Raw genomic sequence first — 24,186 nt, 5'->3', positions numbered from 1 at the left:
GATTCGGCCTCGCGGGGCGCCCATGGTTGAACTTAAATCACAGACTTAGGCTGACAAGCGGAACAACAGTGACTATTTCGTGACGATGACGGAACACCACGAACATCGGCAACAAAGCCTTACGCGGGCCACCGAGGTCCGGGGCCTCGAGGCGCTGATCTCGCGCGCGGCCCGTGCCGGCAAGGGCGCGGCGCCGGTCGAGCGCTGGAATCCCGACTTTTGCGGCGACCTCGACATGGAGATCAAGGCCGACGGCACCTGGTTCTACCTGGGCACGCCGATCGGCCGCATGCCGCTGGTGCAGCTTTTCTCCTCCGTTCTGCGCAAGGACGCCGACGGCAGGACCTATCTGGTGACGCCGGTGGAAAAGGTCGGCATCCGCGTCGCCGATGCGCCGTTCATCGCCGTCGAGATGGACGTTTCGGGCAGTGGCGAGGATCAGGTCATCACCTTCCGCACCAATGTCGGCGACGTGGTCGAGGCCGGACCGGAGCGGCCGCTGCGCTTCGTCGACGAGAACGGCACCGGCGGATTGAAGCCCTATCTTCTGGTGCGCGGCCGGCTGGAGGCGCTGGTGGCGCGGCCGGTCATGTATGAACTGGTCGGGCACGGCGAGGAGATCGAGGTCGACGGCAGGACGATGTTTTCAGTGCGCTCGAACAAAGCCGTGTTCCCGATCATGCCGGCGGATCAACTGGAGCGGTTGAGCGCATGATCAACCAGGTCTCGCCGGCGCCGTTTTCTTCGGCGGACTTTCGCGCGCGCTTTGCCGCGCAGCCGGACGCGCATGCCAGCGACGACTTTGGCGATCACCGCTTCAATCCCGGCCATCCGCGCCTCAACCCGGGCAAGCCGCTGCGCAATGCGGCGGTGCTGATCCCGGTGGTGGACCATGACGGCGAGGCGACGGTTCTCCTGACCAAACGGGCCGAGAAACTACGCAACCATTCGGGGCAGGTGGCCTTTCCCGGCGGCACCATCGATGCGACCGACGCGAGCCCGGACGCGGCGGCGCTGCGCGAGACCTTCGAGGAGATCGGCCTTGCCGAAGATCACATCGAGATCATCGGCCGCATGCCGGATTACGTCGCGGGCAGCGGCTACCGCATCGCGCCGGTGCTGGGCATCGTGCGGCCACATTTCCAGCTGACCCTGAACGCCGATGAGGTCGACGCCGCCTTCGAAGTGCCGCTGCGCTTCCTGATGGATCCGGTGAACCATAAGCGCGACAGCCGGATGTGGAACGATCTTGAATGGTTTTTCTACGACATGCCCTATGGCGACCGGCGCATCTGGGGCGTCACCGCCGGCATCATCCGTACGCTCTATGAAAGGCTCTATGCGTGAGTGTTTCGATCGCGGGCAGGGCGGACTGGCTCTTCGACAAACATCTTCAGCGCCTGCTTGCCGTGCTCACCGAAGGCGGTGAAGAGGCACGTATCGCCGGCGGCGCCGTGCGCAACGTGCTGATGGGCCGGCCTGTCACCGACATCGACATAGCCACCACCTGCCTACCGCAGGAAACCATGCGCCGCGCGAAGGCGGAAGGTTTCAAGGCGGTGCCGACCGGAATCGATCATGGCACCATCACGGTGGTCGCCGACGGCAAACCCCACGAGATCACCACCTTGCGCGCCGATGTCGAAACGGACGGCCGCCGCGCCAAGGTGTCGTTCGGGCGCGACTGGAAGCTCGACGCGGAGCGGCGCGACTTCACCATCAACGCGCTCTATGCGGAGGCCGACGGACGGGTTGTCGACCTTGTCGGTGGCATCGCCGACATCGAGGCGCGCCGGTTGCGCTTCATCGGCGACCCGGAGGCTCGCATCCGCGAGGATTATCTGCGCATCCTGCGCTTCTTCCGCTTCTTCGCCTGGTACGGCGAAGGCCGGCCCGACGCCGAGGGGCTGAAGGCCTGCGCCCGGCTGAAGGACGGCCTCTCCCAACTCTCCGCGGAGCGCGTCTGGTCCGAACTGAAGAAGCTGTTGTCGGCCCCCGACCCTTCGCGGGCGCTGCTCTGGATGCGGCAGGCGAGTGTCCTGACCGCCGCACTGCCGGAAAGCGAGAAATGGGGCATCGATGCTATCCACGGGCTGACCAAGGCAGAGAAGGATCTGGGCTGGGCGGTGGACCCGATGCTGCGGCTGGAGGCGATCGTGCCGCCGGATGCAGCGCGAATGAAGACGCTCGCCGAGCGTCTCAGGTTATCGACGAGCGAAGCGGACCGCCTGCGCCACTGGGCGTTGGCCACCGCTGTCGCGTCGAAGACGACCGAGGGCGAACTGGCGAAAAGGCTCTACCGAGGCGACCGGCAAGGGTTTGTCGATCGCCTGCGGCTGGCGCTGGCATCGATGCGGATGCGCGCCGTCGAGGACAATGATGCGCTGCTTGAAGCCGGCGGCTTCTCACGCTTGCTTGCCTTTGCGGCAAGGTGGGAAAAACCACTGTTTCCTTTGAAAGGCGCCGATCTGACCGCGCTCGGTGCAACGCCAGGGCCGAAACTCGGCGAAATCCTAAAGAACCTGGAGGCGGAATGGATCGAGGCGGGATTTGCGCCTGATCGCGGTGCGCTGCTTGACCGCGCCGCAAAGGCATTGGAAACGTAAAGCGCGCCGCGTCGAAACGGATTCATGCGCCGCGCTTCGGGTCAGGTCCTTGTCTCGCTGCTCTCCCAAAACCGAGATTACTTTGGGAGTCCTGCATGCCCATCTACCTGATTGCTACGGGAGCCAGGGCGCGTGACAGGCTCGCTTCACCCTTGCCATAGACCGAGGCGCTATAGTTGACCAGCGTGTCGGTCCGAGCCGTATTGAGCAGATCGTTGGTGACCTGGGTCGGCGTGGCCTTGGTGAACTTGCTGCCTATGATCGCCGCATATCCTGAAATGATCGGCGCGGCGAAGGAGGTGCCATAAAGGCCGGTCTTGCTTCCATCGACGCCAACCACGAGGAAGTGGCTTTGCACCAGCGGATTGGAGCCGGCGTAATCCGAGTACCAGGCAAGCTGCGCCTTGTTGGCCGTCGTGCCATTCGTCGACAGCGCGCCGACGAAGATCGCCGACGCTTTGCCGACCAGGGCAAGGTCGAGATAGTCCTGCTGGCCGTTCGTGACACCGCCCACGGCAACCGAGTCGTTGCCCGCTGCCTTCGAAATGACGGCCGTGCCCCTGGTGGCATAGGAGATGATGGATGCTTCCTCGGCGCTCCATCCGATCTGGTTCGAGCTGTATCCTGCCGTGGTGTACATCCCATAGCTCAGGTTGAGCACGTTCAGGCCCGGCGCGAGCGCCACTGACGAGCCGGTCGTGAAGTCTTTCGACCTTATGGTTGCCGAAGGCGCGATCATGCCGGCTTCCTCGCGGGTCCATTCACCGTGCCGCTGATATTGAACCCCGAGGCCGAAATTACCGGAGAAGCGCGACGTGCTGCTGAAGTCGTCCACGATGGTGATCGTGACGCCCTTGCCCTTGTATCCGGCGGCCCATGCCGCGCCGACGTCGGGGCTCATCCATCCTGGCGTCGCCGCCTGCGTGCGAGCGGTTGGGATCGTTGCGCTCACGCAAATGGATGGGCCGCCGTGGCAGAGCGCGGCCATCTCGTCCGCATCGGGGGCCTCCTGTGCCGACGCGATCGGCGCCGACAGAACAGCGAAAGCCAGGACGATACCGAATTTCAAGTGATTACCTGACATGTTCCAACTCCGGTCAAACAAGAAACTGGGACGGGCGATCGCGAACTTCGGGGCGAGATGGCTCTCGATCCAAGCATCGGCGATCAGAAAGTAACACGGTAATTCAGCCAGAGATGCTGGCTCTCCGGTTTAGCGTTAACCAGATATTTCAGTGTTTCCTCAGGTGCCAACTGGCTGGCAGCGAGGCGGCAATTGACGCTGTAGCTTCCGAAATCGCCATAATCGGCTTCGCAGGGCTTCTCGGTGAGCTTGCCGCCGAAGGTCGTGGTGAGCGACAGGGAAAGCGTACTGTTCGGACTTGGGTGTATCTGCGTGAGGAAGCCAAGCTTCAGGCTGGGCTCGATCCGATACTTCTCGCCCTCTTCTCCGGTCCCAAATCCCCAAAGGATGCCGGTATCCTCGGTGACCTGGGTCAGCAGGTCCACATGCATGTCGACCCAGCGTGCGCGGTACCATTGGTTGAACGAAACCCAGTTTCCGTTCTGCAATTCGTAGCCGCCATTGCCGAGGCTTCGCGCGCGCTCGCTGAGCGACGAGCCCTGATGGATGTCGACGAACGATGTCGTCATTTCCTGGGCAACGGCCGGAAACGCCGCAAGGAGCGCGCACAGAAGCAGTGCCAGCCTGCGGAAACTCTCTCGATTGCCGGATTTTTCGCGCATGCGCGAAATACCTCGCCCCCACCGCATCCGGATCAGTGCCTGGTGGCGACAGGCTTCTCTTGCAGCCCCACTGTTGCCGGATTATCCGCGCGACAATGACATGGGTTCGGTTACCGACGGGTTTACTTTAGCTCGGCCAGATATGAATTTCTGACCCGACCGGGCCTGGCCCGCATCGCGATCGCGTCGTACGCCGGTCGCGGACGCCGCGGCCCAACGCTGTCTATCCGCTTACGCTCAGTTTCGAGCGCCAACGCTGCTCTCTTGCCGTGTCCGATCAACCGCGGCCGGCCAGGACCTAAGCCGCGTCGCGGACCTTCTCGATCCGGGAACGGATGGCCTCGATCATCGTCTCGCGGATGATCGTCTCGCCATGCGTCTGGCGCATGTGTTCGACGGCACGGCGCATCACCTCCGCTTCCTCGTCGGCGCGGGTGTGCCATTCGCAGCCGGGAACCAACGAACCGCAGTGGAATTCCTTCATGGGATTTCTCCTCTTCCTCAGATGGAGCCGGGATCGACTGCCTCGCAGGGGACAGGCCGAAGCCCCGCAACTCCTCGACCCGCTGTCGGCCTTGGAGCAAGACCACGGGCAGGGTGAAGACCTTAACACAGATAGAGCGTCATTGGTTGCCGCCAACGGCAAAAAAGGCGGAGCCGCATTGCTCCGCCTCGTCAGGCAGCCCTATGGGCGGGTCATCACTTCATGACCTTGACGGTCTCGGCAACCTTGTTCTTGCCACTCATGTCCCACGAAACCCTGACCTTCTCGCCGACTTTCAGGCCAGGATCCTTGAAAGCCTTGGCAAGCGTGAAAGACGATCCATTGTCGAGAACCAGACTCTTGGCCGCTGCATCGAAGGTCCTGACAGTGCCTGTGGTCTGCTTGACGGCGGCGAACGCCATCGAACCGGACGCAAGAAGGGCGGCCGCGGCGGCCGAAACGATGATCTTTCTCATGCTGATACGCTCCTGCAAGGGCGGGCATCCTTGTTGGCGAAGATGGCCCACCTCGTCTTCGGGCCGTCCGGTCGCGTCGAGTCGCGATTCGCCTGTTCCGACGCAATTCCGAGAGAAAACGGCTTGCATTTTTCCTGGAATTGCCCTCAGGCAAACCACCGGCGCTTCCCGACCCGAATGGGACAAATAAGCCAGTCTTTTCAGATGGATATTAGACGAAAAAGATATTCCTGCCGTCACATTCCGCGCCCATTTTCGATAAATGGGACATCAATGCGGCCTCACATGGCGCTCACCATCTTGTTACGGCCAGCGCACCTCCGGCGGCAGGCTGGACAGGATCGCGGCGACATTGCCGCCAGTCTTCAGACCGAAGATGGTGCCGCGATCGTGAAGAAGGTTGAATTCGACATAGCGGCCGCGGCGGATGAGCTGTTCGTCGCGGTCGCCGTCGGTCCAATTCTCGTTGAAATTGCCGCGCACCAGGTGGCCGTAGACGACGAGGAACGAACGCCCGACATCCTGGACGAAGTTGAAATCGGCGTTCCAGCCGCCTTTGTCCTCGCCTGAATGCAACCAGTCGAAGAAAATGCCGCCGGTGCCGCGAGGCTCGTTGCGGTGCGACAGGAAGAAGTACTCGTCGCACCAGGCCTTGAATTTCGGATAGTCTGCGACGCCGGCGTTCTTCTCGCAAGCGAACTGCATGGCACGGTGGAAGGCCGCCGTGTCGGGGTCATCCTGCGTGCGGCGTCGGTCGAGCACCGGCGTCAGGTCGGCGCCGCCGCCGAACCATTGCCTGGATGTGACGACCATGCGCGTATTCATGTGCACGGCCGGAACGTTGGGATTCCAGGGGTGCGCGATCAGCGAAATGCCCGATGCCCAGAAACGCGGGTCTTCCTCGGCGCCAGGCATCTGCTTCCTGAATTCGGGCGAGAACTCGCCATGGACGGTCGAGGTGTGGACGCCGACCTTCTCGAAGACGCGGCCATGCATCATGGACATGGTGCCGCCACCGCCCTTGCCCTGATCGCGTTCCCACGGTGTCTTTTCGAAACGGCCCGGCGACCACGAAGCCAGCGGCCCGCCGAGATCCTGCTCGATCTGCTCGAAGGTGGCGCAGATGCGCTCGCGCAGCGCCTCGAACCAAAGCCGGGCCTTCATCTTCTTCTCTTCGATGTCGGCGGGCAGTCCCGCCGGTATTTCGGGTCGTTCCAAGTGCCGTCTCCGATTGCGGGGCGGTGAGTCGACAAAAGACTCGTCTTTTCCGGGCGCGATCCCTAATCTCTTAAGGGACAGGGTCAAGTCACTTTGGTTTTGCGCAGGATCCTTTCCGAAACTCGATTCCCGTTTCGGGGTCATGCGCCAGGAGCAAGGAGGTGTTTCGTGCGCACCCCGGCAAGACCGCCGCTGGATGGGCTCAAGAAAAGGCTCGACCAAAGCCGGGCCGAACGCGCGCGCATGCCGCGCGACGGCTTTTTGCGCGAGACCTTCGTCCTGCCGCGCTCGGATGCCCGCTTGAAGGCGAAAGAGTGGTTCGAGCGCTTTCCCAAGCAGGCCTACTGGACCGAAATCGAAAGTTGGTTCGAGCGCCCGGGCGACCTGATCGAATTCACGATCAGGCGGCTGCCGGCGGCGGATTAACGCTCGACCAACAGGCGCCTCGCGCCCGTTCCTTCGCTTGCCAACCGATCCCCCTTGTTCCTGAGCGGGCATTTGTCGATCGACATGCAGCCGCAGCCGATGCAGTCGGTCAACCCGTCGCGCAGCTTCTTTAGCTGGCTGATTTTCTGATCGAGGCTATCGCGCCAAGCCGTTGAAAGCAGATTCCAATCCTCGCGCGTCGGCGTGCGGCCTTCAGGTAAAGATTCAAGGGCCGCACTGATTTCAGCAAGCGAAATGCCGACCTCCTGCGCAACCTTGATGATCGCCACCCGGCGCAGCACGTCGCGGCCGTAGCGGCGTTGGTTGCCTGCCGTGCGATGGCTGCGGATCAGACCGCGCGTCTCGTAGAAATGCAGCGCCGACACCGCCACGCCGCTGCGCGCAGCCACCTGGCCGACCGTCAATTCCGTTACTGGCGCCATTTTCGCACTTTTCCGCTTGACCTCAAGTTAAGTTGAGCTTGTAGCCAAGAAAGCCTCGATGTGCAAACGAAGGAGGGGCGGATGTGTGCCTGGGCAAAAATTACCGCGGATGGCGCTGCCGGCGATCCCCTATCGGAGCTGCCGGATGGCTTCGCCCGCCACCATGGCCACGGAAAGCGCGACGTTGATGCTGCGCGCGGTGCCTTGCATGGGGATGATCAGCCGTGCGTCCGCCGCCTGATGGACTGGATCCGGCACGCCCGCGGATTCGCGGCCGAACAGCAATATGTCGCCGTCGGCGAAGCTGAAGCTGGTATAGCCTATGGTGGCCTTGGTCGACATAAGCACCAACCGGCGCGCGCCGGCCTTGCGCCATTCCTCGAAGGCGTTCCAGTCGACATGCCGGGTCAGGGCGGCCATTTCGAGGTAGTCCATGCCGGCGCGCCTGAGCGCCTTGTCGGAGAGCGGAAAGCCGGCCGGCTCGATGATGTCGACGCCAAGCCCGAGGCAAGCGGCGAAGCGCAGGATTGTTCCGGTATTGCCGGCAATGTCAGGCTGGTAGAGCGCGATGCGGAAACCATGGTTCACTTCCGCGTCCTTCTAATAAGTGGCAGATCGGCCACAGCGGCTTCCTGGTTTTGGAAATTCCTGGACCTGCGGGTGGCCATATTCTGCGAAGTCCGGTATACGACCGGCATTGTCAACCCGAACCGATGGAGGGGTAATTCATGATGACCATGCACATCCTACACCTCTCCAGGGGGCCAGTATGCCCCGCGGCGGTTTCGGTACGACGATTCTCCTGACACTCTAAGACTTGATCGCACCGATTCCCGCCGAAACGTCTTTTCGGCCGTCAAAGGAATCCCGCGATGTTTTTCAAGAAGTCCAAGGGGCTGAACGCCTCAACTGAGCGTGTCCGGACCGATACCTTCAGTCATATCCAAACCGATGCAGACCGCGCCTCCGGCCGAATGCCGGCGGACGACATTGCTTCGCCTTTTCATCTCTATTTTCACACGGAGGACGGACCGATGTTCGATCCCTACAGAATTCCAGGCTCGAGGAGCCTGCATATCCACCGGATGCCGACCTGGGCGCTGCTGATCGGTGAAACCTATTCTTCGGCGGTCCATGCCGAAGTCCGCCGCCGTCCGCATCGCGGCATGCTGCCGGATGTCGATTTCTCGCACGCGGTTCCCGATCCGAGCCGGCCGTCGCTGGTGCGCCGGATCATCCGGCTGATCCGGCCCGGCGCGAAGATCCGGACTATCGGCGCCGCGCCGTCAGGATCGTCGAAAGAGCCAGTCGGCGAAAAGCCCGTGAGCCCCTATACTGCGCGAAGCAGGGCCGACGGTCCGGATGATTCCGGACCGTCGGCCCACGACGCCATGCGGTCCGAGGACTTTGTACGTCTCCAAGCCGCGTAAGCGGAACAGATTTCACAGGCATGACCTATGTTGTTGTTTAGCTGGTTTGAAAGAAGGCTCGATCCGTTCCCGGCCGCGGAACCGGTCGAGCCGCCCAGGACGCTGGTTGCCTTCTGCCTGCATTATACGCGCGGGGCATGGCCTTATATCCTGGTCGATGCGGCGCTGGTGGCGGCCATCGCCATCGCGGAAGTGTGGATGTTCGGCTTCCTCGGCCGCATCGTCGATTGGCTGTCGGGGCAGAATCGCGAGACCTTCCTGCAGACGGAGGGCTGGAAGCTCGCCGGTATGGCCTTCATCGTGTTGTTCGCGCTGCCCGGCACGGTCTGGCTGCATTCGCTGCTCAACCAGCAGACGCTGATGGGCAACTATCCCATGCGCATCCGCTGGCAGGTGCACCGCTACCTGCTCAAGCAGTCGATGAGCTTCTATCAGGACGAGTTCGCCGGCCGCATCGCCACCAAGCTGATGCAGACGGCGCTCGCCGTGCGCGAATGCGTCATCAAGGTGATCGACGTCCTGAACTACGTCATCGTCTATTTCCTCGGCATGCTGCTGATCGTCGGTTCGGCCGACTGGCGGCTGGCCGCGCCGCTGGGTGTCTGGATAGTGGGCTATATCCTGTTGCTGCGCTTTTTCATCCCGCGCCTGGGCAAGGTCGGCGAGGAACAGGCCAATGCGCGCTCGACCATGACCGGCCGCGTCGTCGACAGCTACACCAACATCCAGACGGTCAAGCTGTTTTCCCATTCGCGTCGCGAGGCCGCCTTCGCCAGGGAAGGCATGATGGGCTTCCTCGACACCGTCTACCGGTCGATGCGGCTGGTGACGGTGCTGTCCGGCTCGCTCTACATACTGAACGCGCTGCTGCTGTTCTCGGTCACCGCGATCTCGCTGTGGCTGTGGATGGGGCAAGCGGTGACGATCGGCGCGGTCGCCGTGGTCGTCGGCCTGGTGCTGCGGATGTGGGGCATGTCGCAATGGATCATGTGGGAGATGTCGGGCCTGTTCGAGAATGTCGGCACGGTGCAGGACGGCATTGCCTCCATCTCGCTGCCGCGCCTCGTCGAGGACAGGCCGGATGCGAAGGAGATCAGCGTTTGCGAAGGCAATATCCGTTTCGAGGACATCCGCTTCCACTACGGCAAGCAGAGGGGCGTCATCGAAAACCTGTCGCTGGTGGTGAAGCCGGGCGAGAAGGTCGGCATCGTCGGCCGCTCGGGCGCCGGCAAGTCGACGCTGGTCAATCTCCTCCTGCGCTTCTACGACCTGGAGTCCGGCCGGATCCTGATCGACGGCCAGGAGATCGCCGGCGTGCAGCAGGACTCGCTGCGCGCCCAGATCGGCATGGTCACACAGGATACCTCGCTGCTGCATCGTTCGGTGCGCGAGAACATTCTCTATGGCCGGCCCGATGCCAGCGATGACATGCTTGTCGAGGCGGCGCGGCGGGCCGAGGCGCTGGATTTCATATCGGGGCTTTCGGACCATAGCGGCCGGAAAGGCTTCGACGCCTATGTCGGCGATCGCGGCGTCAAACTGTCCGGCGGCCAGCGGCAACGCATCGCCATTGCTCGCGTTATGCTGAAGGACGCGCCTATACTTATCCTCGACGAGGCGACGTCGGCGCTCGATTCCGAGGCGGAAGCCGCCATCCAGGAGAATCTCTACAAGCTCATGCAGGGCAAGACCGTCATCGCCATCGCGCACCGGCTGTCGACCATCGCGGCGATGGACAGGCTCGTCGTGATGGATCAGGGCCGCGTCATCGAGGAGGGTTCGCACGAGGAACTTGTCGCCAGAGGCGGACTCTACGCGCAACTCTGGCAGCGCCAGTCGGGCGGGTTCCTGCTCGAGGACGGCCCGGTCGACGCCGCCAACGATAGTGTTGCCGACGACATCGGCGCAAAGGGGCAAGCCGCAGAATGATGGCCGCCGCATGATGACAGCCATCTATCGCTGGTTCGAGAGCTGGGTCTATCCGTTCAGGGAGCCGGCGAATCTTCGGCCACCGTCCAGCGTCGGCGGTTTTCTCTGGCACTATGTCGGCCAGGCGAAGTTCGCCTTCTTCGCCATGCTGGTCATTGGCGGCATCGCGCCGCTGGTCGAGGCAGGCTTGTTCTATTTCGTCGGGCGGCTGGTCGATATTCTCGACCAGCTTCCCGGCGAGCGCAGTTGGCACGCGCTGTGGAGCGCCGCCGGCCCCGAACTGGTGTTCATGGCCGCCGTGGTGCTGGTCATCCGCACCGTGGTCGTGGGCCTGTCGGCGCTGGTCGACGAACAGACGATCACGCCCGGCTTCTATAATCTGGTGCGGTGGCAGGCGCACCGGCATGTCTCGCGCCAGTCCTATGCCTTTTTTCAGAACGATTTTGCCGGCCGGATCGCGACGAAAGTCTGGCAGGCCGGGCAAGCGACCGGCGATCTGATGGAGAGTTTTATCGAGGTCGTCTGGTTCATGATCGTCTATACGGTGACGACCTTGGCGCTGGTCGCCGGGCTCGATCTCAGGCTGGCGGCGCTGGTGGTGGTCTGGATCACGGCCTTCGGCTTTCTGGCCAGGCGCTATTTGCCGGCGATCCGCAAGCACGCCGAGGCTACCGCCGAGGCGGGCTCGATGATCAATGGGCGGATCGTGGATTCCTATTCCAACGTGCAGACGCTGAAACTGTTCGCGGCCGATGGCGACGACCGCTACATCAGGAACGGTTTCGACATCTATCTCGACGCGCTGCGGCCCTTCACCCGCCGGCTGACCGGCGTGCGCATAGCGCTGACGACGCTTTCAGGGATCATGATCACGGCGATCGGCTGCTTTGCCGTCTATCTCTGGGTCGAGGGTTCGATCACCGTCGGCGCCGTCGCCTTCACGCTCAGCCTGGTGCTGCGGCTCAACATGCTGCTTGGCCGATTGATGATGCAGATGAACGGCATCTTGCGGAATCTCGGCGTGCTGGAGAACTCCAAGGCGCTGATCTCGCAGCCGCTCGGCCTGACCGATGCACCGGACGCGAAAGAACTGGTCGTCACGGGAGGGCGCATCGACGTGAAGAAGGTCGAATTCCACTACGGCAAGGGGTTCGGCGTGCTCAACGGCATCGACCTCGTGGTCAAGCCCGGCGAAAAGGTCGGGCTGGTCGGGCCATCGGGCGCCGGCAAGACGACGTTGGCCAACCTGATCCTGCGGCTCTACGACCTCGAAAGTGGCCAGATCACCATCGACGGCCAGGACGTTGCCGAGGTGACGCAGAACTCGCTGCGCGCCAATATCGGCGTCGTCAGCCAGGACACGGCCCTGTTCCACCGTTCGCTGCGCGACAACATCAAGCTCGGCATGCCCGACGCCACCGACGCGCAGGTGATCGCGGCGGCGAAGAAGGCCGAGGCCCACGAATTCATCCTGACCCTGCGCGACAACAGGGACCGCCAGGGCTACGAGGCCTTTGTCGGCGAACGCGGCGTCAAACTGTCGGGCGGCCAGCGCCAGCGCGTGGCGATCGCCCGCGTCTTCCTCAAGGACGCGCCGATCCTGATTCTCGACGAGGCGACGTCGGCGCTCGATTCCGACATCGAGGCGGCGATCCAGGAGAATCTGACGCGGCTGATGGAGAACAAGACGGTCATCGCCATCGCCCACCGGCTGTCGACCATCGCGGCGCTCGATCGTCTCGTGGTGCTCGACGGCGGCCGCATCGTCGAGCAAGGCACGCATGACGAGCTGGTGGCGCTCGACGGGCTCTATGCCCGGCTATGGAAGCGCCAGTCCGGCGGTTTCCTCTATCATGAGGAAAGCGTGCTGGAAGAGACGCGGCCGGCGGAGTAGGCGCATGGGTGAATCGCCAGAGGCAGGCCCGGAGATCGGCCCGAAGATCGGCTATGTGCTCAAGCGTTTGCGGCCAACTGTGGCCGCCTTCGACGCGTTGAAGAAAGAGAGCCGGCTGGAAGGCTACTGGATGCTGGTGCGCCTGGGCGATGGCTGGGCAAGCGGCCGCAACAAGTTCCTGAAGCGGGGGGAGGCGCTGTTCGGGGCATGGCATGGCGCCGAACTGGCCGGCGTATGCGGGCTGAACATCGATCCCTATTTCGAGGGAAGGGACCAAGGCCGGGTCCGGCACCTGTTCGTCAGCGCGCACCACCGCCGCGCCGGGCTTGGCCGCGTGCTGGTCGAGACCGTTGTCGGTCGGGCGCGCCAATACTTCGCCGTGCTGAACACCCGCGCGCCGCGGGAGGCCTTTGGCTTTTATGAACGGCTTGGCTTTCAGCGCGTGGAAGGCGAAGAATTCGTCACCCACCGCATGGTGTTCGGGAAGAGGAACTGAAATGTCCTTGCGTCCGCCATCTCATCTTGCAGGCGCTTCCGCCGCCGAAGCCGCTTTCGACGCGCTCGGCCATGAAATCCTCGCCGAAAAGGCGGCGGCACTCGGGCGCGCCGGTCAAAAGGTCGAGGAAACGCTGGCCCGGCTAACCGGCAATGCCGACGAGGACCTGCGTGCCCTGCTTCTCAAGGAGGCTGCCGTGGCCGTTCACGCCTATTTCATCCAGCGCGAACTGTGCGGCCTTCGAAAGCACGATGCCGTCATCCGCGAATACAACATCCCCAGGGCGGTGCTGGTGAGGCTCGGCGCCGCGTAGCGCGGTTCAGTGTTTTTTGGCGATCACTCCAGCCATTCCGTGATGAAGCTGCCGTTCTCGTGGATGTCGGTCGTTTCCAGCGGGCCGGGGCCCAGATTGGTGAATTTGTGCGGCGTGTGCGGCGGCACGATGACGATCTGACCGGCGGTGGCCTCGATTTCCTGGTCGCCGACCGTGAACAGGCCGGTTCCCTGGCGGATGATGAAGATCTCCGCGTAGGGATGGGCGTGCAGCCGCGGGCCGCCGCCGACGCCGGGCAGATAGTTGAAGATCAGGCAGGAGTTTGAGCCATACGGGCCGCATTGCAGCTCGCCCTTCCAGTGATCGGAACGAACGGCCCATTCCTCGCGATCGATGACATGCGCCATGCAGCCAAGGATAGATCACGCCGATGCCCCGTGTCGAGGCAAAGCCGAGCGCGGGATTTGCGGTTGTTTCCCGGTTGTTTAGCCACCTTTCGCGCGGCATGGCGGTCCCGCCGGGCGAGAGGGTATTTTGTCCCCGCGACAATCTGCCCTTGTGCCTTCACCCGTCTGGACAAAAACGGGCTTCACGCATAAACCGAAGTCCAAATGCCGGAGGAATCCGCTAGCGCGATGCGCTGTCGGGTTGGCGTGATTGAGCGGGGACAAGGCTCGGCCACCGGCGCGGAAGAGGCGAAAGGATCAGGCACCCGTGAGCGCAACTGACATCCACGATCCCAACCGTCGAGATTTTCTCTACGTCGCCACCGGCATGGCCGCCGTGGTCGGCGCCGGTGCCGTCGCCTGGCCGTTCATCGACCAGATGCGCCCCGACGCCTCGACGCTGGCGCTCGCCTCGGTCGAGGTCGATGTTTCCTCGCTGACGCCTGGCAGCTCGCTGATCGTCAAATGGCGCGGCAAGCCGGTCGTGGTGCGCAACCGCACCGAGAAGGAAATGAAGGAGGGCGAGGCCGTCAGCCTCTCCGATCTCAAGGATCCGATCGCCCGCAACGCCAATTTGCCGTCCGATGCGCCGGCGACCGACGCCAACCGCACCACGCCCGGCAAGGAAGCCTGGATGGTGATGGTTCAGGTCTGCACCCATCTGGGCTGCATCCCGCTCGGCCAGGAAGGCGATTTCGGCGGCTGGTTCTGCCCGTGCCACGGCTCGCAATACGATACGGCCGGCCGCATCCGCAAAGGCCCGGCGCCGGAGAACATGGCGATTCCGGTATTCAAATTCATTTCCGATACCAAACTCCTTATCGGTTGAGGCAGGGGATATTTCGATGAGCGAGGGACACTCGACCTATACGCCAAAGACCGGTATCGAACGCTGGTTCGACGCCCGCATGCCGCTGCCCAGGATGGTCTATGACAGCTTCATCGCCTATCCGGTGCCGCGCAACCTGAACTATATGTGGACGTTCGGCGGCATTCTCTCGATTATGCTGGTGGCGCAGATCCTGACCGGCATCGTGCTGGCCATGCACTATACGGCCGACACCAATCTCGCCTTCGGGTCGGTCGAGAAGATCATGCGCGACGTGAACTCTGGATGGCTGCTGCGCTACATGCATGCCAACGGCGCCTCGTTCTTCTTCATCGCCGTCTACCTGCACATCTTCCGCGGTCTTTATTACGGCTCCTACAAGGCGCCGCGCGAGCTTCTGTGGATCTTGGGCTGCATCATCTATCTCCTGATGATGGCGACCGGCTTCATGGGCTATGTGCTGCCATGGGGGCAGATGAGCTTCTGGGGCGCCACTGTCATCACCGGCTTCTTCAGCGCCATTCCGCTGGTCGGCGACTGGATCCAGCAGCTGCTGCTCGGCGGCTTCGCCGTCGACAATCCAACGCTGAACCGTTTCTTCGCGCTGCATTACCTCCTGCCGTTCATGATTGCCGGCGTCGTCGTGCTGCATGTCTGGGCGCTGCATGTCGTCGGCCAGTCGAACCCGACCGGCATCGAGGTCAAGTCGAAGACCGACACTGTCGCCTTCACCCCCTACGCGACCATCAAGGACGCGTTCGGCATGATCGTGTTCCTGTTTATCTTCGCCTATTTCGTCTTCTATCTGCCGAACTATCTCGGCCATCCGGACAACTACACGGTCGCCAACCCGCTGAAGACGCCGGCCCATATCGTTCCGGAATGGTATTTCCTGCCGTTCTACGCGATCCTGCGCGCCATCACCTTCAATGTCGGGCCGATCAATTCCAAGCTCGGCGGCGTGCTGTGCATGTTCGGCGCCATCGTCATGCTGTTCCTGGTGCCGTGGCTCGACACTTCCAAGGTGCGCTCGGCCGTCTACCGGCCCTGGTACAAGCTGTTCTTCTGGCTGTTCGTGGCCGATGCCATCCTGCTTGGCTGGCTGGGCTCGCAGCCGGCGGAAGGCAGCTATGTGTTCATGGCGCAGATGGCAACGCTGTTCTACTTCGCCTTCTTCCTGATCGTCATGCCGGTGCTCGGCCTGATCGAGACGCCGCGCAGGCTGCCGAACTCGATCACCGAGGCGGTGCTGGAGAAGAACAAGGGTGGCAGCGGGCATCCGGCGGGCGCTACGGCCGCACCACAGACCAAGGGCTGAGCGGTAGAGAATCTAAGGGGATTTGGCATGAAAAAGATTCTCACCTCGCTTGCACTGATCGGCCTCGTGGCCGCCGGTGCGGGAGTTGCAGGCACTGGGGCGTTCGCGGCCGAAGAGGCGCACAACGCCGCGGCTCCAACGCATTTCCCGATCAACGAGCCGAAGGAAATGAGCTGGAGTTTCACCGGCCCGTTCGGCACCTATGACAAGGCGCAGCTGCAGCGCGGCCTGAAGGTCTACAAGGAGGTCTGCTCGGCCTGCCATTCGATGAACCTGGTGGCGTTCCGCACCCTGTCGGACCTCGGCTACAGCGACGCGCAGATCAAGACGCTGGCGGCCGAATACACTGTTCATGACGGTCCCAACGATGCCGGCGACATGTTCGACCGTCCTGGCAAACCGTCGGACCATTTTCCGGCGCCGTTCGCCAATGAGGAAGCCGCCGCTGCCTCCAATGGTGGTGCGGCGCCGCCCGACATGTCGCTGCTGGCCAAGGCGCGCGGCGTCGAGCGCGGCTTTCCGCAGTTCGTCTTCGACATCTTCACCCAGTATGATGCGGGCGGCCCCGACTACATCCACTCGCTGCTGACCGGCTACGACCAGACGCCGCCGGATGGAATGGTCATTCCGGAAGGTACCCACTACAACCCGTACTTCATGTCCGGCGTGTCGCTGAAGATGCCCAAGCCGCTCTCCGACGGCCAGGTGACCTATGACGACGGCTCTCCGCAGACCGTCGACCAATATGCCCGGGACGTGGCGGCCTTCCTGACGTGGGCGGCCGAGCCGCACATGGAGGACCGCAAGAAGATGGGTTTCCGCGTGCTGGTGTTCCTGCTTCTGTTCGGCGCCCTGGTCTACATGACGAAGCGCAAGGTGTGGGAAGCTGTCGCGCACTGAGCCGCGCAACCAACCGATCCACAAAGGGCGCCGAAGGCGCCCTTCGTGCTTCTGGTCGCTCGGTTGGCGACTGTTTCCGCGGCAACGGAATGGTCCTATGGTCGTGAGGGCAGAGAGCACCGGAAGGGCCGACCATGCAGGACAGCCAACGCCATAGCGATGAGAATGCGATCCGGGCGGTCATCGCCCGCCAGTTCGCCAGTCTGAGCTGGGGTCACGATGTCGCGCCGGGGTGGGACGACTTCGCCGGCGATTTCCTTGCCGGCGCCAGCCTCTATCCTGCCAGGCGACCGGCAACACCGGTCGGTGTTGCCGATTTCGTCGCGCGCATGCGCGCTCTGTCGGAGACGTCACTGCGGACGTTCGATGAGGTTGTGCTTGGCGTCACCGTTCAAGTCTTCGGCAACATCGCCATTGCGGCGGCCGCCGCCGAGATGACCGAGAACGGCACCGAGACCAGCCGGTCCGTGGAGATGCTGCTGCTGGTAAAGAGCGAAGGGCAGTGGAAGATCGCCGCGCAGGCATGGGACAAAGCGAGCGAGGACAATCCTTTGCCGGATGCGCTTGTCTCGGCCGCCACATCGCGCTAGCCGTTGCCGGTCGCGCGGGGTTACGATCGGTGCCCGCGCCGTTTCGCTTCTGTCTGCTGGATCATCCGGAGCCGCTTCATGAAATCCTCGCTCGAAGACACGCTGCTGGCGTCGATCCGTACCATTCCGGACTATCCCCGGCCCGGCATCCTGTTTCGCGACATCACCACGCTGCTCGGCAATGCGCGCGCCTTCCGCCGCGCCATCGACGAACTGGTGCATCCCTATGCCGGCCAGAAAATCGACAAGATCGCCGGCATCGAGGCGCGCGGCTTCATCCTTGGCGGCGCTGTCGCCCATCAGCTTTCGGCCGGCTTCGTGCCGATCCGCAAGAAGGGCAAGCTGCCCTTCGACACGGTGCGTGTGGCCTACAGCCTGGAATACGGGCTGGACGAGATGGAGATGCACAAGGATGGCGTTGCGCCCGGCGAGAAGGTGATCCTGGTCGACGATCTGATCGCCACCGGCGGCACTGCGGAGGCAGCGGTCAAGCTGCTGCGCCAGATCGGCGCCGACATCCTTGCCGCCTGCTTCGTCATCGACCTGCCGGATCTGGGAGGCCGCGCCAAGCTCGAGGCGCTTGGCGTGCCGGTGCGGACGCTGATTGGATTTGAAGGGCATTGAGGTTTTTACCTTCTCCCACAGGGGGAGAAGGAGAGAAGCTCCGGCGCTACTCCACCTTCACCAACACCGCGCTCTCGAATTCCAACACCTTGGCGCCGGCCGAATCGGAGGCCTCGCAGAGCAGCGCCAGCAACCGCCAGCCGGGGCGCGACGCGATCGGGCGGTGGGAAAGCGCCGTGCGCGTGAAGGTGATGGTTTGCCCGGCATAGACCGGCTTCAGCCATTTCAGGTTCTTGAAGCCGGGCGAGGGGCCGAATTCAGGCACCGGGCCATCCCACCCCTCGGCGTCCAGGCGGCTCTCCAGATTAAGCTTCATCCAGGTGGCCGCAGTGTGCCAGCCGGAGGCGCAGAGTCCGCCAAGCACGCTCTTCCTCGCGGCATCTTCGTCGATATGGAATATCTGCGGATCGTATTTGCGGGCGAAGGCCTTGATCGCCTCGGGGTCGAATGTGTGCGAGCCCAGCGTCACTGTCGTTCCGATGCGAAAGAATTCATCCAGTGTCATGGCAGGCTCCCCGCGGCATCGCGCGTCAGGAACATGACGGAATTCTCCAGTTCGAAGACGCTTTCGCCTCGCTGATTGACGAGTTCGCTGCGCATGGTCACGAAGCCGAGTTGCGGCTTCGACTTCGACAGGCGCCTGGCCAGAATCACGAGGTTGCCGCGCAGCGTATCGCCGGCGAGGACCGGCTTCTTCCATTTGACCTGATCGACGCCGGGCGCGCCCTGGCAGGTGGAGTCCAGCAGGAAGGCATCGCACAGCATGCGCATGAACATGGCGCAGGTGTGCCACCCTGAAGCGGAGAGGCCACCGAGGATGCTGGCCTTGCCGGCCTCTTCATCGAGATGCATCGGCTGCGCATCGAATTCGCTGGCGAACTCGATGATCTCGGCCGCGCTTACCTGTTTGGTGCCGAGGTCGAACGAGACCCCCTCGGCGAAGTCCTCATAGGCCCAGGTTTTTGCAGTCATGGTCTGAAATCCGGCTCACCAACCAGCGATCCTCAGGATCGTGGGTTTCCGGATGCAGGCCGAGCGGCTTCTGGTCAAGCGATTTTTACTACGCCAGGCTGTGTTCAGAGCCAGCCCCGGCGGCGGAAATACCAGAAGGGCAGGATCGCCGACAGGATCATCAGGCCAATGGCGAAGGGATAGCCGAGTTCCCATTTCAGCTCGGGAATGACGGCGAAGTTCATGCCGTATATCGAAGCGACCAGCGTCGGCGGCAGGAAGATGACGGCGGCGACCGAGAAGATCTTGATGATGGCGTTCTGCTCGATCGAGATCATGCCGAGCGTGGCGTCGAGCAGGAAGGAGATTTTCTGCGACAGGAAGGTGGCGTGGTCGGCAAGCGACAGCACGTCGCGCGACAGGGTCTTGATGCGGGCGCGGACATCCTTGCTCATCTTGGTCAGGGTCGCGACATGGGCGAGGAAGCCGGCCAGCCGCTGCAGCGAGATCAGGCTGTCGCGGACGGAGGAAGCGATGTCCTCCTTGCGGCCGATGGCCTTCAGGAGTTCCTGGAAGTCGCGGTTGCGCTTCGACACCTTGGTCGAGCGCGCCTCGAAGATGTCGCGCGAGATCTGCTCGATGTCGCGGCCGGCGCGCTCGAGGATATCGGCCAGGCGATCGACGATCGCCTCCAGCAGGCCGATCAGGATGGTGTCGCCGCTGGTGCAGCCGGTCGCCACCTTCTCGGCGCGCAGCGGGAAGGTCTTGAACGCCTTCGGCTCGTGATAGCGTACGGTGACCAGCCGGTTGCCGGCGAGCGCGAAGGTGACCGGCGACATCAAGGGATCGTCGACCTCGGTCTGGGCGGGCAGCGTGGCGGTCATGAAGTAGGCGCCGTCCTCGATGTAGAGGCGGCTGGAAATCTCGATCTCTTCCATCTCCTCGCGGGTCGGGATGGCGATGCCGAGCCAGTTCTCGATGGTTGCTTCTTCTTCCTTGGTCGGATTGACCAGATCGGCCCAGACGATCTTGTCACCATTGGCGAGGAGATCGTCGGTAAGGCGCAGGCGATCATTGTCGACGACGAAGGCCTTGATCATCGCAAGATCTCCCTTAAAGGGTGCGCTCACACAGACGCATGGTGTCGGATTGCACAGGACAGGCGCTTTCGACGAGGGCGCCGATCCCTGCAGCAGCCGATTAGACCCGCCATGTGACAAGGTCAAGGCAGGCGGGAAGGCATCGCCGCAGCGCACTTTCCAGCTCGATCACACCTCTCCTGATTTTGTTCAAGAGATGTAAGGCAGTTCGCAGGATTGACGTCGTCGATCCCCTCATATGGTAAGGTATCTAGACACCTTTCTATTTTCCGGCTTGGATAATGCTCTGAGACGGGGATGTTGAAATTGGCAAAGCATGTCTTCGCCCAGACACATCGAGAAAACTCCGGTGCTTGCAGGAGTATTTGCAGGCATTTTCGATTGCGCTTCAAAACCAGGAGTTCGCTTGCATCTACATTGACGCATTTGCTGGTTCTGGTAGCCGCACGGAAGTACGTCCCGGGTTACCGTTATTCGGACCAGCTTTTGCTGAGCCGGAGGAAATAACGACACCAGGATCGGCGCGGATCGCGATTGAGACCCCCCGATGCACTCAATTGTCCTCATTGAGCAAGACGCGTCCCGGTTTTCAGAGATAAAAACACTGGTAGATGAGTATCCAGATCGCAAAATCATCGTGCGGAATGGTGATGCCAATAAACTTGTGCAGCGTTTATGCGCGAATACCCCTTGGCGCGGCTTTGAGATTGTTGGCCGTGGAATACGCGGGGTCATTTTTCTAGATCCGTACGGCATGGAGGTGTCTTGGCAGACAGTGGATGCAATTGCCAAAACCGAGGCACTGGATTGTTGGTATTTTTTCCCGTTGTCCGGCCTCTACAGGAATGCTCCGCATGATCCGGCAAAACTCGATCTTGGTAAGCAAACGAGTTTAGATAGAGTCCTAGGTGCTACTGACTGGCGTTCCCGTTGGTATAATCATGAAATTGCGCCTGAAGACATTTTCGAAACGCAAGCGCAAGCGGTGCGCCGAGCCGATGTGAACGCAATTGAGTCCTATGTGAAAGAGCGCCTCGAAACCGCTTTCAAAGGTGCTGTCCTTGATCCGGTTCGGCTTCATCACAAAAACGGTGCTCCGCTTGCATCGCTTTTCTTTTGCGGTCTCGAACACTAGCTCGGCGGCTATAAAACTGGCGACCAAGATGGCATCTCACATTCTCAATTCTGGTAGGTCATCCCACAAGCGCTCGCGATAGGTGCGTCCCGTCGCTTTCTTATTCTTTCCGCCCCATTGTTTGAAAAAGAAGGCTGCATCAGCATCAGTACATTGGTCGAAGATCTCATCGATCCAAATTGAGTCCATTGGGCGCGCGTTGGGACCACTCTCTCCGCCCACAATTGCCCAATGAATACCCGCTAAGCTTCCACCCGCCACGGACCCTATCAATGGCTCATAGGACACAAACCTGATGATCGCTGGGACAGATCGAAGTTCGTCCAATCTGTGAAGCACGCGATTGTCTTCTACGCTTGTCCCGAGCCAGACGTTTGGCAGTACTTTGAAACCGTTATCTGACAGGGTTTCAGCCATCCTATCCGGCCGCTTGGTAAGGATCTGATAGGTATGGCGCGGAGTGGTTTCCATGACGCGCCAGACCTCACGAATGAAGTCTTTGGGCACATCCGGATGGAAAAGATCCGACATTGAATTGACGAAAACACGTCTTGGTTTCTTCCAAGAAGCCGGAATGTCCAGGGATGAATGGTCAAGCTTGACTTTGCCTGTCCACTTCGCCCTTCCACCGCTTTTTCGAGTTAGCCCCGCGTACTTCTCCGCTCCCATCGCTTCGAGTCGGGAGGCCATCCGCATGGCATAGCAGTTGGTGCACCCTGCCGTGAGGATGGTGCATCCTGCGACCGGGTTCCACGTTGCGTCAGTCCACTCGATCGACGTCTCGGCCATGTAAGCTTCTTCTCTAACTCAGCTTTGAGGCTCCGGAAGATTGCAAAACACCCCATGAACATGCTATAGGAATTTGTTCATATCAAGGTCAGCCGGTAATCATCCACTGACGCCGGCAGTACAGCACATCAAGTATTGAACTTGAACAGCATGACGTCGCCGTCCTGGACGACGTATTCCTTGCCTTCGTCGCGCGCCTTGCCGGCCTCCTTGGCCGCCACTTCGCCGCCCAGCGTGACGAAGTCGTTATAGGCGATGGTCTGGGCGCGGATGAAGCCGCGTTCGAAATCGGTGTGGATGACGCCGGCGGCCTGCGGGGCCTTGTCGCCCTTGTGGATGGTCCAGGCGCGCGTCTCCTTCGGACCGGCGGTGAAATAGGTGATCAAATGCAGCAGGTCGTAGCCGGCGCGGATGACCTTGTTGAGGCCAGGCTCGTCGAGCCCAAGCGAGGACAGGAACTCCATCTCTTCCTCGTCCGAGAGCTGGGCGACTTCGGCCTCGATCGCGGCCGAGATCACCACGGTGCCGGCGCCCTGCGCGGCGGCCATCTTCTCCACGGCCTTGGTGTGCTCGTTGCCGGTCGCGGCATCGGCCTCGGCGACGTTGCAGACATAGAGCACGGGGTGCGAGGTCAGGAGGTTCAGGCCCTGCAGGATGCGCAGGTCCTCCGCCGAAATACCCTTGAGCAGGATGCGGGTCGGCTTGCCGGCCTGCAGCAGCTCGAGTGCTGCCTCCATCATCGGCAATACGGCCGTCGCTTCCTTGTCCTTGCTGCCGGCGCGCTTGCGGATCTGCACGATGCGGCGCTCGAGGCTGTCGAGGTCGGCGAGCATCAGCTCGGTCTCGACGGTCTCGGCGTCGGCGACAGGATCGATGCGGCCCTCGACATGGGTGATGTCGTCATCCTCGAAGCAGCGCAGCACATGCACGATGGCGTCGACCTCGCGGATGTTGGCGAGGAACTGGTTGCCAAGCCCTTCGCCCTTCGAGGCGCCGCGCACCAGGCCGGCAATGTCGACGAAGGAGATGCGCGTCGGGATGATCTCCTTCGACTTGGCGATCTCCGCGATCTTCTGCAGGCGCGGGTCGGGCACCGCAACCTCGCCGGTGTTCGGTTCGATGGTGCAGAAGGGATAGTTGGCGGCCTGCGCGGCGGCCGTCCTCGTCAGCGCGTTGAAAAGCGTCGACTTGCCGACGTTGGGCAAGCCAACGATGCCGCATTTGAAACCCATTTTGTCCGGTCCTATCGGGAAAAGCGAAATTTGATGAGGGCTATGGGCGATAGGGGTGAGGAACGTCAAGCCCCGTAACGTCGATGGTCCCGACCTCAGTCCTTGTTGCCGAAGAGTTTCTTCAGCATGGCGGCCATCGGGCCGGTCTCGGGCAGTTTGGCGGGCGCCTGCTGGGCGCGGGCCTGGCGAATGTGGCTCTGCTGTTTCGGAGCCTGCTTTTGCGCCGGCTTTTCCGGTTCGGCGCCGGCCTTGCCCTGGACGGCAAGGGCGGCCTTGTTCATGAAGCCGGATTCGTCGCCCTCGACGATCATCGCCGCATTGTCGGCAATCGCGTCGAGCAGCGGGTCGAGCCACTCGCGGTCGGCCTTGGCGAAATCGCCGAGCACATGGTGCTGGACCATTTCCTTGACGCCGGGATGGCCGACGCCGATGCGCACGCGGCGATAGGTATTGCCGACATGGCCGTCGATCGAGCGGATGCCGTTGTGGCCGCCGGCGCCGCCGCCGGTCTTGATGCGCAGCTTGCCTTCGGCGAGGTCGATCTCGTCATAGAAGACGGTGAGGGCGGAGGATTCAAGCTTGTAGAAGCGCAGCGCCTCGCCGACCGACTGGCCGGACAGGTTCATGAAGGTCTGCGGCTTGATCAGGATGATCTTTTGGCCGCCGAGCGTGCCTTCGGAAACAAGGCCCTGGAACTTCTTCGACCAGGGCGAAAAGGAATGGCGGCGGGCGATAGCGTCCGCCGCCATGAAGCCGACATTGTGCCGGTTTTGAGCGTATTTCGCGCCCGGATTGCCGAGGCCTGCAAAGACAAGCGCTGTCTTCTCTGGCATCGTCGCCTCCGGGCGGG

30 protein-coding genes are annotated in these 24,186 nt (G+C 62.2%); 16 read left to right on the top strand and 14 right to left on the bottom strand.

Annotation, left to right across the window (positions count from 1 at the left end):
- Positions 1-85 precede the first annotated feature (85 nt).
- The 3 genes from LB556_RS26865 to LB556_RS26855 are packed head-to-tail and all read left to right on the top strand — an operon-like array spanning position 86 to position 2,606.
- Positions 86-715 (top strand): DUF1285 domain-containing protein, encoded by a 630-nt coding sequence (locus LB556_RS26865; RefSeq protein ID WP_224570618.1) that lies wholly within the window; start codon positions 86-88, stop codon positions 713-715.
- A complete protein-coding gene (locus tag LB556_RS26860) occupies positions 715-1,347 on the top strand; it encodes a CoA pyrophosphatase (protein WP_224570617.1) in 633 nt (210 codons plus the stop codon). Before LB556_RS26865 ends, LB556_RS26860 begins: the two co-directional genes overlap by 1 nt.
- The gene (locus LB556_RS26855; protein ID WP_224570590.1) at positions 1,344-2,606 is read left to right on the top strand and encodes a CCA tRNA nucleotidyltransferase; all 1,263 of its coding nucleotides are present in this window, start codon (positions 1,344-1,346) and stop codon (positions 2,604-2,606) included. Before LB556_RS26860 ends, LB556_RS26855 begins: the two co-directional genes overlap by 4 nt.
- 103 nt (positions 2,607-2,709) lie before the next feature.
- Here LB556_RS26855 and LB556_RS26850 read toward each other — a convergent pair whose 3' ends face one another.
- The 5 genes from LB556_RS26850 to hemF form a co-directional block, all read right to left on the bottom strand.
- Entirely contained in the window at positions 2,710-3,690 is a 981-nt protein-coding gene (locus tag LB556_RS26850; protein ID WP_224570589.1) for a S8 family serine peptidase, read from the bottom strand.
- An 83-nt stretch (positions 3,691-3,773) separates the two neighbouring features.
- Positions 3,774-4,352, bottom strand: a complete 579-nt coding sequence (locus LB556_RS26845; protein ID WP_224570588.1) for a hypothetical protein — start codon at positions 4,350-4,352, stop codon at positions 3,774-3,776.
- 298 nt (positions 4,353-4,650) lie between these two features.
- Positions 4,651-4,836, bottom strand: coding sequence for a DUF1059 domain-containing protein (locus LB556_RS26840; RefSeq protein WP_224570587.1), 186 nt, complete (start codon positions 4,834-4,836; stop codon positions 4,651-4,653).
- Positions 4,837-5,051: 215 nt separating this feature from the next.
- The gene (locus LB556_RS26835; RefSeq protein WP_224570586.1) at positions 5,052-5,312 is read right to left on the bottom strand and encodes a DUF1344 domain-containing protein; all 261 of its coding nucleotides are present in this window, start codon (positions 5,310-5,312) and stop codon (positions 5,052-5,054) included.
- A 303-nt stretch (positions 5,313-5,615) separates the two neighbouring features.
- Positions 5,616-6,530: an oxygen-dependent coproporphyrinogen oxidase gene (gene hemF / locus LB556_RS26830; RefSeq protein WP_224570585.1), complete on the bottom strand. Its 915-nt coding sequence runs from the start codon at positions 6,528-6,530 to the stop codon at positions 5,616-5,618.
- A 168-nt stretch (positions 6,531-6,698) separates the two neighbouring features.
- On the opposite strand from hemF, the gene LB556_RS26825 reads away from it, so the two are divergent.
- Entirely contained in the window at positions 6,699-6,956 is a 258-nt protein-coding gene (locus LB556_RS26825; protein ID WP_023770299.1) for a hypothetical protein, read from the top strand.
- Here LB556_RS26825 and soxR read toward each other — a convergent pair.
- Both soxR and LB556_RS26815 read right to left on the bottom strand, forming a co-directional pair.
- Positions 6,953-7,399 carry a redox-sensitive transcriptional activator SoxR gene (soxR, locus tag LB556_RS26820; RefSeq protein WP_224570584.1) on the bottom strand — a complete coding sequence of 149 codons (447 nt, stop codon included), beginning with the start codon at positions 7,397-7,399 and terminating at the stop codon, positions 6,953-6,955. The genes LB556_RS26825 and soxR overlap by 4 nt on opposite strands.
- A 129-nt stretch (positions 7,400-7,528) precedes the next feature.
- Positions 7,529-7,987 (bottom strand): tRNA (cytidine(34)-2'-O)-methyltransferase, encoded by a 459-nt coding sequence (locus LB556_RS26815; RefSeq protein ID WP_224570583.1) that lies wholly within the window; start codon positions 7,985-7,987, stop codon positions 7,529-7,531.
- Positions 7,988-8,271: 284 nt separating this feature from the next.
- Here LB556_RS26815 and LB556_RS26810 point away from each other — a divergent pair, with 284 nt between their 5' ends.
- From LB556_RS26810 to LB556_RS26790, 5 genes are read left to right on the top strand one after another with little or no spacing between them, the layout of a single operon-like run.
- Positions 8,272-8,829, top strand: coding sequence for a hypothetical protein (locus LB556_RS26810; RefSeq protein WP_224570582.1), 558 nt, complete (start codon positions 8,272-8,274; stop codon positions 8,827-8,829).
- Between the two features lie 27 nt (positions 8,830-8,856).
- Entirely contained in the window at positions 8,857-10,758 is a 1,902-nt protein-coding gene (locus LB556_RS26805; RefSeq protein ID WP_224570581.1) for an ABC transporter ATP-binding protein, read from the top strand.
- 10 nt (positions 10,759-10,768) lie between these two features.
- Positions 10,769-12,652, top strand: a complete 1,884-nt coding sequence (locus LB556_RS26800; RefSeq protein WP_224570580.1) for an ABC transporter ATP-binding protein — start codon at positions 10,769-10,771, stop codon at positions 12,650-12,652.
- A gap of 4 nt (positions 12,653-12,656) precedes the next feature.
- The gene (locus LB556_RS26795) at positions 12,657-13,148 is read left to right on the top strand and encodes a GNAT family N-acetyltransferase (RefSeq protein ID WP_224570579.1); all 492 of its coding nucleotides are present in this window, start codon (positions 12,657-12,659) and stop codon (positions 13,146-13,148) included.
- Between the two features lies 1 nt (position 13,149).
- On the top strand, positions 13,150-13,461 hold the full coding sequence (locus LB556_RS26790) for a DUF6665 family protein (protein ID WP_224570578.1): 312 nt from the start codon (positions 13,150-13,152) through the stop codon (positions 13,459-13,461).
- 23 nt (positions 13,462-13,484) lie between these two features.
- On the opposite strand, the gene LB556_RS26785 is transcribed toward LB556_RS26790, so the two are convergent.
- Entirely contained in the window at positions 13,485-13,829 is a 345-nt protein-coding gene (locus LB556_RS26785; RefSeq protein ID WP_224570577.1) for a cupin domain-containing protein, read from the bottom strand.
- A gap of 307 nt (positions 13,830-14,136) precedes the next feature.
- Here LB556_RS26785 and petA point away from each other — a divergent pair, with 307 nt between their 5' ends.
- From petA to LB556_RS26760, 5 genes are all read left to right on the top strand, one after another.
- Positions 14,137-14,697, top strand: coding sequence for a ubiquinol-cytochrome c reductase iron-sulfur subunit (gene petA / locus LB556_RS26780; RefSeq protein WP_224570576.1), 561 nt, complete (start codon positions 14,137-14,139; stop codon positions 14,695-14,697).
- A gap of 16 nt (positions 14,698-14,713) precedes the next feature.
- The gene (locus tag LB556_RS26775; RefSeq protein WP_224570575.1) at positions 14,714-16,015 is read left to right on the top strand and encodes a cytochrome b; all 1,302 of its coding nucleotides are present in this window, start codon (positions 14,714-14,716) and stop codon (positions 16,013-16,015) included.
- Between the two features lie 27 nt (positions 16,016-16,042).
- The gene (locus LB556_RS26770; RefSeq protein WP_224570574.1) at positions 16,043-16,915 is read left to right on the top strand and encodes a cytochrome c1; all 873 of its coding nucleotides are present in this window, start codon (positions 16,043-16,045) and stop codon (positions 16,913-16,915) included.
- A gap of 134 nt (positions 16,916-17,049) precedes the next feature.
- Complete coding sequence (locus LB556_RS26765) at positions 17,050-17,505, top strand: nuclear transport factor 2 family protein (protein WP_224570573.1); 456 nt, start codon at positions 17,050-17,052, stop codon at positions 17,503-17,505.
- A 78-nt stretch (positions 17,506-17,583) separates the two neighbouring features.
- Entirely contained in the window at positions 17,584-18,129 is a 546-nt protein-coding gene (locus LB556_RS26760; RefSeq protein WP_224570572.1) for an adenine phosphoribosyltransferase, read from the top strand.
- 46 nt (positions 18,130-18,175) lie between these two features.
- Here LB556_RS26760 and LB556_RS26755 read toward each other — a convergent pair whose 3' ends face one another.
- The 3 genes from LB556_RS26755 to corA all read right to left on the bottom strand — a co-directional run bounded on the left by LB556_RS26755 (position 18,176) and on the right by corA (position 20,180).
- Positions 18,176-18,634, bottom strand: coding sequence for a MaoC family dehydratase (locus tag LB556_RS26755; RefSeq protein WP_224570571.1), 459 nt, complete (start codon positions 18,632-18,634; stop codon positions 18,176-18,178).
- Positions 18,631-19,101: a MaoC family dehydratase gene (locus tag LB556_RS26750; RefSeq protein WP_224570570.1), complete on the bottom strand. Its 471-nt coding sequence runs from the start codon at positions 19,099-19,101 to the stop codon at positions 18,631-18,633. The genes LB556_RS26755 and LB556_RS26750 overlap by 4 nt, the downstream gene beginning before the upstream one ends.
- 104 nt (positions 19,102-19,205) lie before the next feature.
- On the bottom strand, positions 19,206-20,180 hold the full coding sequence (gene corA, locus LB556_RS26745) for a magnesium/cobalt transporter CorA (RefSeq protein WP_224570569.1): 975 nt from the start codon (positions 20,178-20,180) through the stop codon (positions 19,206-19,208).
- Positions 20,181-20,533: 353 nt separating this feature from the next.
- Here corA and LB556_RS31755 point away from each other — a divergent pair, with 353 nt between their 5' ends.
- Both LB556_RS31755 and tcmP read left to right on the top strand, forming a co-directional pair.
- Positions 20,534-20,779: a hypothetical protein gene (locus LB556_RS31755; protein ID WP_318011326.1), complete on the top strand. Its 246-nt coding sequence runs from the start codon at positions 20,534-20,536 to the stop codon at positions 20,777-20,779.
- Positions 20,728-21,315 carry a three-Cys-motif partner protein TcmP gene (gene tcmP, locus LB556_RS26740; protein WP_263485529.1) on the top strand — a complete coding sequence of 196 codons (588 nt, stop codon included), beginning with the start codon at positions 20,728-20,730 and terminating at the stop codon, positions 21,313-21,315. Before LB556_RS31755 ends, tcmP begins: the two co-directional genes overlap by 52 nt.
- Before the next feature lie 36 nt (positions 21,316-21,351).
- Here tcmP and LB556_RS26735 read toward each other — a convergent pair whose 3' ends face one another.
- The 3 genes from LB556_RS26735 to pth all read right to left on the bottom strand — a co-directional run bounded on the left by LB556_RS26735 (position 21,352) and on the right by pth (position 24,169).
- A complete protein-coding gene (locus LB556_RS26735; RefSeq protein WP_224570568.1) occupies positions 21,352-22,104 on the bottom strand; it encodes a DUF5131 family protein in 753 nt (250 codons plus the stop codon).
- A 128-nt stretch (positions 22,105-22,232) separates the two neighbouring features.
- A complete protein-coding gene (ychF, locus tag LB556_RS26730) occupies positions 22,233-23,336 on the bottom strand; it encodes a redox-regulated ATPase YchF (RefSeq protein WP_224570567.1) in 1,104 nt (367 codons plus the stop codon).
- A 95-nt stretch (positions 23,337-23,431) separates the two neighbouring features.
- Entirely contained in the window at positions 23,432-24,169 is a 738-nt protein-coding gene (gene pth, locus LB556_RS26725) for an aminoacyl-tRNA hydrolase (protein WP_224570566.1), read from the bottom strand.
- Positions 24,170-24,186 lie beyond the last annotated feature (17 nt).

It is taken from the genome of Mesorhizobium sp. ES1-4 (genome assembly GCF_020164745.1).
Lineage (GTDB): Bacteria > Pseudomonadota > Alphaproteobacteria > Rhizobiales > Rhizobiaceae > Mesorhizobium.
This window is presented reverse-complemented; position numbering and strand designations above follow the sequence as displayed.

Bases quoted from the DNA above. Each gene is read 5' to 3' on its own strand.
- LB556_RS26750 (WP_224570570.1), bottom strand. From the start codon at position 19,101: ATGACTGCAAAAACCTGGGCCTATGAGGACTTCGCCGAGGGGGTCTCG.
- LB556_RS26845 (WP_224570588.1), bottom strand. From the start codon at position 4,352: ATGCGCGAAAAATCCGGCAATCGAGAGAGTTTCCGCAGGCTGGCACTG.
- LB556_RS26805 (WP_224570581.1), top strand. From the start codon at position 8,857: ATGTTGTTGTTTAGCTGGTTTGAAAGAAGGCTCGATCCGTTCCCGGCC.
- LB556_RS26835 (WP_224570586.1), bottom strand. From the start codon at position 5,312: ATGAGAAAGATCATCGTTTCGGCCGCCGCGGCCGCCCTTCTTGCGTCC.
- LB556_RS26775 (WP_224570575.1), top strand. From the start codon at position 14,714: ATGAGCGAGGGACACTCGACCTATACGCCAAAGACCGGTATCGAACGC.
- LB556_RS26865 (WP_224570618.1), top strand. From the start codon at position 86: ATGACGGAACACCACGAACATCGGCAACAAAGCCTTACGCGGGCCACC.
- LB556_RS26755 (WP_224570571.1), bottom strand. From the start codon at position 18,634: ATGACACTGGATGAATTCTTTCGCATCGGAACGACAGTGACGCTGGGC.
- LB556_RS26760 (WP_224570572.1), top strand. From the start codon at position 17,584: ATGAAATCCTCGCTCGAAGACACGCTGCTGGCGTCGATCCGTACCATT.
- corA (WP_224570569.1), bottom strand. From the start codon at position 20,180: ATGATCAAGGCCTTCGTCGTCGACAATGATCGCCTGCGCCTTACCGAC.
- LB556_RS26785 (WP_224570577.1), bottom strand. From the start codon at position 13,829: ATGGCGCATGTCATCGATCGCGAGGAATGGGCCGTTCGTTCCGATCAC.
- soxR (WP_224570584.1), bottom strand. From the start codon at position 7,399: ATGGCGCCAGTAACGGAATTGACGGTCGGCCAGGTGGCTGCGCGCAGC.
- ychF (WP_224570567.1), bottom strand. From the start codon at position 23,336: ATGGGTTTCAAATGCGGCATCGTTGGCTTGCCCAACGTCGGCAAGTCG.
- tcmP (WP_263485529.1), top strand. From the start codon at position 20,728: ATGCACTCAATTGTCCTCATTGAGCAAGACGCGTCCCGGTTTTCAGAG.
- LB556_RS26735 (WP_224570568.1), bottom strand. From the start codon at position 22,104: ATGGCCGAGACGTCGATCGAGTGGACTGACGCAACGTGGAACCCGGTC.
- LB556_RS26840 (WP_224570587.1), bottom strand. From the start codon at position 4,836: ATGAAGGAATTCCACTGCGGTTCGTTGGTTCCCGGCTGCGAATGGCAC.
- LB556_RS26795 (WP_224570579.1), top strand. From the start codon at position 12,657: ATGGGTGAATCGCCAGAGGCAGGCCCGGAGATCGGCCCGAAGATCGGC.
- LB556_RS26850 (WP_224570589.1), bottom strand. From the start codon at position 3,690: ATGTCAGGTAATCACTTGAAATTCGGTATCGTCCTGGCTTTCGCTGTT.
- LB556_RS26800 (WP_224570580.1), top strand. From the start codon at position 10,769: ATGATGACAGCCATCTATCGCTGGTTCGAGAGCTGGGTCTATCCGTTC.
- LB556_RS26790 (WP_224570578.1), top strand. From the start codon at position 13,150: ATGTCCTTGCGTCCGCCATCTCATCTTGCAGGCGCTTCCGCCGCCGAA.
- pth (WP_224570566.1), bottom strand. From the start codon at position 24,169: ATGCCAGAGAAGACAGCGCTTGTCTTTGCAGGCCTCGGCAATCCGGGC.
- LB556_RS26770 (WP_224570574.1), top strand. From the start codon at position 16,043: ATGAAAAAGATTCTCACCTCGCTTGCACTGATCGGCCTCGTGGCCGCC.
- LB556_RS26765 (WP_224570573.1), top strand. From the start codon at position 17,050: ATGCAGGACAGCCAACGCCATAGCGATGAGAATGCGATCCGGGCGGTC.
- LB556_RS26810 (WP_224570582.1), top strand. From the start codon at position 8,272: ATGTTTTTCAAGAAGTCCAAGGGGCTGAACGCCTCAACTGAGCGTGTC.